Source organism: Succinivibrio dextrinosolvens DSM 3072 (genome assembly GCF_900167015.1).
GTDB classification, from domain to species: Bacteria; Pseudomonadota; Gammaproteobacteria; order Enterobacterales; family Succinivibrionaceae; genus Succinivibrio; species Succinivibrio dextrinosolvens.
Genome location: NZ_FUXX01000033.1, coordinates 23,439 through 30,278, shown reverse-complemented (window position 1 = coordinate 30,278; position 6,840 = coordinate 23,439). Strand labels below are relative to the sequence as shown.

Here is a 6,840-nt window from a genome sequence, read left to right as displayed (position 1 = left end):
AGAATAAAACTCTCTAAGCTTCATAAGAAACTTACTGATATCAGATACGATTATCTTCAGAAAGAGTCTGCACGCCTAGTCAAAAACCACGACATTATATGTGTGGAAGACCTGAAGGTTAAGAATATGATCAAATCAGCTAAGGGAACTATTGAAGAACCTGGCAGAAACGTAAAACAGAAGTCAGGCTTAAACAGAGAGATTTTAAAAGAGTCCTGGTCTATGTTCTTTAAGCAGCTTGAGTACAAACTCAAGCTTAAGGGAGGAATCTTCATACAGATTCCGGCTAAGAACACCAGCAGAGCCTGTCATGTATGCGGCTATGTTGATAAGGAGAACAGAAAGACTCAGGCTGAGTTTAAATGTATCCACTGCGGTCACACTGAAAACGCAGATGTGAACGCAGCTAAAAATATAAAAAGGGCAGGTCTTGCCCAGATCGCTCGCCAAGTGAACTGCAATAGCGGTCAGCAACGAGAAGCCATAGAGGCCTAGTTAACATTAGCAAAAAAATAGTTAACGGGCGGTATTGAATCCCCTGGCTAGCCATGTGGAGCATGTCAATTCAGAAATGAATTTAACAGGTTAATGGAGATTTTTGGTACGCAGTTTTTGCGATGGAGGAAGGTGAATTTAAAATATAGGTGTTCATTGTTATAGTTATAAAAACAAAAGCCCCCGCCAAATCTGCACTGTTAGGAGGCCGGCGGGGTTCTGATATATTAATTCTAGTCATAAATTAACTGTTGTAAACGACCTTTTATCACAAGGAAACATTTTGTTTAATAAAGTGTTGCTGTATATTTTCTGTTTCTCTAAAAGAATAAATTTACCAGATGCCTGAATTGAGGTGATATAATTGGTCGAATTTTTTGGAGATAGAAAATGGCTAAGGTTCAGAAAAAAGGTTTAGTAAGAATTTTTAATGCTTATAAGTACAGTATGAAGGGCTTTAAAGCCGGTATTGAAAATGAGGCTGCAATCCGTCAGGAGCTGGTATTAGCTGCAATTATGACTGTTGCTGCATTCTTTATTTTCAATTCAGCTGTAGAGCTTGTTCTACTGATTGTAACTCCATGGATTGTTGTTATTACCGAGCTTTTAAATTCTGCTGTTGAGGCTGTAGTTGACAGAATTGGTCCTGAGTTCCATGAGCTTTCTGGTCGTGCCAAGGATTTAGGCTCTGCTGCCGTATTTGTAGCTTTAGGTGTAACCCTCTTTACCTGGGCTGCAATTATTGTTGAGCATGTTATAGGTTAATAATGCAGAATACACCTGAGGATCTGATGCGTCTTGCCATAGAAATGGCAAAGGAGGCGTATAAGATAGGGGAAGTTCCTGTGGGCTGTGTTATAGCTGATGAAGAGGGCAATGTTATCTCAACCGGCTATAACCGTTCTATTACAGACAATGACCCTTCAGCCCATGCTGAGATGGTGGCTATCCGTAATGCCGGTGAAGTTCTCAAAAACTACAGAATGCCGGGGCTCTCCCTTTATGTAACACTGGAGCCCTGCTGCATGTGCTCTGGAGCCATCATTCATGCAAGATTCTCAAAGGTTTACTATGGAGCATCTGATCTGAAGACCGGAGCCTGCGGCAGTGTCTTTGATGTCATCTCAGATCCCCGTCATAATCATAGGGTTGAATGCATCGGCGGTGTTTTAGCTGATGAGTGCTCTAAGATGCTCTCTGATTTCTTTAAGGAGCGTCGTCTTCAAAAAAAGAATGAAGCTTTAAAGGCTTAGATGTTTCAATTCTTCTATCTTTTCTTTTTTCTCACTACTAGAATTCCTCTTTTTCCTTTGTTTTCAAAAGATAACAAGTGTAGCAAAAGTCCCCATTAAGCAGTACTAATTCTTAATTACTTGATATAGCGCAAATTTGTTGCGGACAAAATTAGTATAATTACCTATATATAAGTAAATGACATGTAGGGAGCTAACTGTGAAAACACGTAACAGCATCCGTGCTGAAATAAATGCACTGTATAGAAATAAGGTAATCACCTGGCTTAGTGAATCTGTAAAATCAAAGTCAGCAGTTGATCCTGTAAGAATTTATCTTGGTGCTCCAACTAAGGATGAAGATGTATTAAAGAACAAGGATGAATTTTTAGCTTTCTGTGAAGACTGGCATAAGGAATTAACCGCAGGAAAAGTTGATTTCATTGAAAAGAACTATCCTGAGATCGGAACCATTGAAGTTCCAATCCATCTGGTATTTGACAGAATCGAGCAGATTGCAACCTGGGCAGGTCATCTGGTTGAGTACCACACTGCAGAGATGAGACTGAACACTCTTCAGTTAAAGCTTCCTGAACTTGTTGATGCAGGTGTTGAGAATATCAATTATCTGACAAGTCTTGATGATGCTGATTTCGTACGCTTTGTTGATGTCTGCCGCTGGCTGTGCCAGAACCGTAATTCAGGCATGATGATAAGACAGATTCCTGTACGAGGTGTTGATACCGAGTGGTTTGAATCTCACCGTATTCTGATTCTAAACTTCCTACGTGACTATCTTGATTTACCTCCAATGCGCAGAGATGTGCTGCAGCTTGGTCTTGTTCCTCCAACACAGCCTGTAAGAGCAATCTTTCTGGACAATGTTCTTCGCAGCAAGGTCGGCGGACTTCGTGATTTAGGTATTACTATCCGTGATTTGAACAAGCTTGATATCAAGCCACGCAAGGTACTGCTGTTTGATGATCTGGCAACTGCATTATCTATTCCTGATATTCCAGGTGTGGTAATTCTGGTTCTTACCTCAAATATTGGCGATATCTGTAAGATTCCTTGGGTTGCAAGATCACAGGTTGCCTATGTATCAGGTGTTGAGATGCGCTCCTTTGCCGTAATCAACAATATCCGCGTGTACATTCCAAATGCAGTGAGTGTAACACTTAACAAGGAAGTATTCGATGCCGACAAGGATCTCTGGTCATTTGACGATATTGAGATTCAGGAGCTTAACTCCTCCATGGCATTAACTGTTCAGGAGTCTATGCTGTACAACATGCTGGCTGCCGGTGTGTTTGGCAAGAGAGCAAGAATTCCTCCGGAAAGAATGCCTCTGCAGCAGATTTTTGACCTGCTTGATATTGTCTATGAGTCTTCAGAGAATGTTGAGCCTCCAGTTGTTGAGTCTAAGTCAACAATTGATACCGACTTTTTAGAGAAGAGCATTGTTAAGTCAACCTCTGTTGATGAAAAGCCTTATCATGAAGAGAAGAAAGAATCACCAATTGAAGATGAACATGAGAATGCTTCATTTGATGACAGTATCTTAGGTGAGGACAATACTCCTGAGATTGTTGAATCAAGTGCATCTATGCCTTTGGCTTTACAGAGTGATTCTGAAGAAAAACAGTAAAAGTATGTTAAAATACTGAATAAATCGGCAAAGATGACTTTTCATAAAAATTGAAAAGCTCATCTTTCTTTTTATAAATTTTGAAAAATTGAATAAAATTGTTACATTTGTAATGTAACCTAACACCTTAAAAATAATAAGAATTCATCTCGATGAGAGTATGTTTTGCACAGGGAAAACTGAAATTTTTTCCGGTGCTTTTAATATAGATTTTTGTATTGAAAAAGACAGAAATTCTCGTTGTGTATGAATACAAAGGGGAAATTCATGTCAGCACAGTTTATTAGTATTCATCCTGATAATCCTCAGGTAAGATTTGTAAAACAGATTTGCCAGATTTTACGAGATGGTGGTGTTGCCGTTTTACCAACCGATTCAGCATATGCATTATGCTGTATGCTTGAGCAGAAGTCTGCAATGGAGAGAATTGCCAGAATCAGACAGGTTGATAAGCATCATAACTTTACTCTTCTGTGCAGAGATTTAAGTGAGATTTCAACCTATGCCAAGGTTGATAATACTGTATTCAGACTTTTAAAGAATAATACACCAGGCGCCTATACCTTCATTCTTCCGGCAACAAAAGAAGTGCCAAGAAGACTGATGAATGAGAAAAAGAAGACTATCGGTATCAGAGTGCCTGACAATGCAATTTTAAGTGCGATTTTAGATGAGCTTGATGAGCCTCTGATGAGCAGTACTCTGATTCTGCCTGAAAGAGAGCTGGCTGAGTCCGATCCTGTTTCCATCAATGATGAAATAGGCTCAATCACCGATCTGATTGTAGATGGCGGTGTACTTACACCAAATCCAACTACAGTGATTGTATTTGAGGACAGCGTTCCTAATATCGCAAGATACGGTGCTGGTGATACTACACCGTTTGAATAATAGATTTAAACAAACATAAAAAACATAAGGGAGAGTTCCATTTTGAAGTACAGCCGTAACACCATGCAGTTTGTAAAGCTTTATATGCTGCTGCTGATTGTAATCAGCGGACTGGGCATTTATCTTTACCCAAAACAGTATGCGGCGCCTTCATCATCCTATTACAAGGAATATGATGATAAGAGAGATAAGATCTATCGCGATATCATCAGGAGCAAGACTCAAAAGGAAATGGAATTCAGAGTTAATACCTCTATTGCCAATGCCAGCTCTGATGATCGTAACTATCTTAAAAAAGTTACTATTCAGAGCTTCAATGAAAACAGTTCCCGTGTCAGCGGAGCTAAGATCATTAAAGAGAGAGCCTCTCACGGTTATTCTAAAGACGGTGTCGTTACCCGTGAGTCATCTATGAGTGTCGCTCAGAGAAGGGCATCCTCACTTTCAGAGTGGACAAAGAAAAACTTTGAGAAGAAGGCTAACTAGCTTTCTTCCTCTTCCCCCTAATCTTTGAAGTCCTTCACATATCCTGTTTTTGTCTGCCCCCAAAAAACAGCATTCTCAGAAATCAAATGTAACCATAGCCACATTTTTGAATAAATTTCAGCAAAATTATTCGTTTTCTTATTTAATTACAAATTCATTACTTATACTTAATTTTATAAGGTTGGGTAAAATTGTGATTTAAGGCTTTATCTAATGAGAAGATCTTGTTTTTATAGGATTCTCACATATATATTCATCGGTTTCTTCTGTGAAATAAGTTTTGTGACTTTTGCGGAAGAGCCTTCTAGTGATTCAACGGTGATGAAGATCGACCTTGATGAAGATGAGCCAATGGATTCAGATGGCGGTGCAGATGCAGCTCCTGCTCAAAGTGCACCTGCCGCCAAGCATACTTCTTCTGCACCTTCTGCTCCAGCTGCAGCATCAGCTCCTGCACCTGTCAATAAGGCTATGTTGGATGAAAAGCGTTCTAAGCTTAGAGAACAGCTAAAGCGTGACCGTGCTGATTCTAAGAGAGCAAGATCTATCCGCCGTAATTCAGAGCTGAGTCGTGAAGGTCTTGATGAGGAGGAAATGGAGCTTAAGCGTAAGCTTGACTACGCCAAGTCTCATGAGGAAGGATCTGAACAGCATCAGCAGGAAGCAACAGAATCTGCCAAGAAGTTCTCTCAGTGGGTTAATCAGAACATGATGATTAACAAGGATAAGAAGAAGGCTCCTGAAAAGACTGAAAGTGAAAAGATTCTGGAGGAAGCAAAGTCATCTGACGATCTTCTAAAATAAAAGAAACTGTATCTAGACTACAGACAGAAAGACCAGAGCATCATCAGCTCTGGTCTTTGTTAATAAGCTCATTGAATATTATTAAATAAGATTCATTCCAAGCTTGCGGCATTCCTCTCTGTGATCCTCAGGCCAGATACTTGCCTGAATCTCACCGATATGAGCCTTGTGAAGTAATACCATGCACAGACGGCTCTGACCGATACCACCGCCGATTGTCAGAGGCAGCTCGTTATTCAGAAGCTTCTTGTGGAAGTAAAGTTCACGGCGATCTTCAAGACCTTCAGCCTTTAACTGTCTTTCTAAAGCAGCAATATCAACACGGATACCCATTGATGAAAGCTCAATTGATCTGTCCAGTGTTGGATACCAGATTAGGATATCACCGTTCAGACCAGGCTTACCGTCATCACCAGGGGTAGTCCAGTCATCATAGTCTGGAGCACGACCGTCATGCTTCTCGCCGTTTGATAGAGGAGCACCGATACCGATGATGAATACAGCACCGTACTTCTTGGCGATTAAATGCTCACGCTCTTTTGGAGTCTTATCAGGATACATCTGAAGAAGATCCTCAGAGTGAATGAATGCGATCTCCTTTGGAAGGAATGGCTTTAGCTGTGGGTAGCTCTCACATGCTAAGTATTCGGTTCTTAGGATTGCTGCGTAAATTCTTCTAACGATATTTTTCAAGAATGTTAAATTTCGATCATCTTTATTTAAAACAAGTTCCCAGTCCCACTGATCGACATATAGGGAGTGGATATTATCAAGATCCTCATCAGCGCGGATCGCATTCATATCGGTATAAATACCGTAACCTGGCTCGGTCTTAAGTTCTGCAAGAGTTAATCTCTTCCATTTAGCAAGAGAGTGAACAACTTCTGCAGGAGCATCGTTCAGATCCTTTACAGGAAAGGTTACTGCTCTTTCAACGCCATTTAAATCGTCATTAATACCCAGACCCTTTAGAACAAACAGAGGGGCGGTTACACGACGAAGTTTTAATTCTGTGGACAGATTCTGCTGAAAGAAATCCTTAATCATTTTAATTCCCTTCTCAGTCTGAATCTTATCCATTGCTGGCTTATAATCGATTGGTTTGATTATCATACTCATAATAAACATCCTTGTTTTAAATATCGTCTTTCGATTTTACCTTCATTGAGCTCTAATGAAAATGATTTTCTTAGGAGTTTTTAAATTTTTGAACCTAACTGGTGCATTCTGATTGGAATTTTGTTCTTCTTGCATTCTTTGCGATCAGTGTGTATTAAGGAATTT

8 protein-coding genes are annotated in these 6,840 nt (G+C 40.0%); 7 read left to right on the top strand and 1 reads right to left on the bottom strand.

The window, feature by feature from the left end; translation table 11 throughout:
* The 7 genes from B5D46_RS08820 to B5D46_RS08790 all read left to right on the top strand — a co-directional run.
* A partial coding sequence (locus B5D46_RS08820; RefSeq protein ID WP_143675647.1) for an RNA-guided endonuclease InsQ/TnpB family protein occupies window positions 1-495 on the top strand: 495 nt, incomplete at its 5' end.
* Between the two features lie 390 nt (window positions 496-885).
* Window positions 886-1,260, top strand: a complete 375-nt coding sequence (locus tag B5D46_RS08815) for a diacylglycerol kinase (protein ID WP_078929141.1) — start codon at window positions 886-888, stop codon at window positions 1,258-1,260.
* 2 nt (window positions 1,261-1,262) lie between these two features.
* Window positions 1,263-1,748, top strand: a complete 486-nt coding sequence (gene tadA, locus B5D46_RS08810) for a tRNA adenosine(34) deaminase TadA (RefSeq protein ID WP_234973837.1) — start codon at window positions 1,263-1,265, stop codon at window positions 1,746-1,748.
* Window positions 1,749-1,947: 199 nt separating this feature from the next.
* Entirely contained in the window at window positions 1,948-3,375 is a 1,428-nt protein-coding gene (locus B5D46_RS08805) for a DUF3322 domain-containing protein (protein ID WP_159443072.1), read from the top strand.
* Window positions 3,376-3,642: 267 nt separating this feature from the next.
* Window positions 3,643-4,266 (top strand): L-threonylcarbamoyladenylate synthase, encoded by a 624-nt coding sequence (locus tag B5D46_RS08800; protein ID WP_031491172.1) that lies wholly within the window; start codon window positions 3,643-3,645, stop codon window positions 4,264-4,266.
* A gap of 42 nt (window positions 4,267-4,308) precedes the next feature.
* Complete coding sequence (locus B5D46_RS08795; RefSeq protein WP_143675646.1) at window positions 4,309-4,752, top strand: hypothetical protein; 444 nt, start codon at window positions 4,309-4,311, stop codon at window positions 4,750-4,752.
* Between the two features lie 282 nt (window positions 4,753-5,034).
* Window positions 5,035-5,556 (top strand): hypothetical protein, encoded by a 522-nt coding sequence (locus B5D46_RS08790; RefSeq protein WP_143675645.1) that lies wholly within the window; start codon window positions 5,035-5,037, stop codon window positions 5,554-5,556.
* An 81-nt stretch (window positions 5,557-5,637) separates the two neighbouring features.
* On the opposite strand, the gene asnA is transcribed toward B5D46_RS08790, so the two are convergent.
* On the bottom strand, window positions 5,638-6,675 hold the full coding sequence (gene asnA / locus B5D46_RS08785; RefSeq protein WP_078929137.1) for an aspartate--ammonia ligase: 1,038 nt from the start codon (window positions 6,673-6,675) through the stop codon (window positions 5,638-5,640).
* Window positions 6,676-6,840 lie beyond the last annotated feature (165 nt).

Bases quoted from the DNA above. Each gene is read 5' to 3' on its own strand.
- B5D46_RS08800 (WP_031491172.1), top strand. From the start codon at position 3,643: ATGTCAGCACAGTTTATTAGTATTCATCCTGATAATCCTCAGGTAAGA.
- asnA (WP_078929137.1), bottom strand. From the start codon at position 6,675: ATGAGTATGATAATCAAACCAATCGATTATAAGCCAGCAATGGATAAG.
- tadA (WP_234973837.1), top strand. From the start codon at position 1,263: ATGCAGAATACACCTGAGGATCTGATGCGTCTTGCCATAGAAATGGCA.
- B5D46_RS08815 (WP_078929141.1), top strand. From the start codon at position 886: ATGGCTAAGGTTCAGAAAAAAGGTTTAGTAAGAATTTTTAATGCTTAT.